General features: G+C 54.1%; 1 pseudogene. It reads right to left on the bottom strand.

The features are described 5' to 3' along the window. Positions 1–218: pseudogene (locus Q0882_RS16730) on the bottom strand (glycosyl hydrolase); the annotation flags it as partial.

Raw genomic sequence — 218 nt, 5'->3', positions numbered from 1 at the left:
ATCTGGCCACTGAGGCCACCCACCCAACCGGTATTGGCATCGGTAAAGAAAGCGGTCTGGGTATAGAAATCGTTCGGAATATAGCTTGGTGGGTTCCAGCTCTGGCCGCCGTCATCACTGCGGCTGACGACGCCAAACTCACCGGTCATAATCGCGGTGGAAGCATCCAGAAACTGAATTCCGGTCAGCATCGCATCCTCATTGAGGGTATTTTCCTG

This window comes from uncultured Neptuniibacter sp. (assembly GCF_947498015.1).
In the GTDB taxonomy this organism is placed as follows: domain Bacteria; phylum Pseudomonadota; class Gammaproteobacteria; order Pseudomonadales; family Balneatricaceae; genus Neptuniibacter.
Note: the sequence above shows the minus strand (reverse complement) of the source record. Positions and strands in the feature narration are given on the sequence as shown.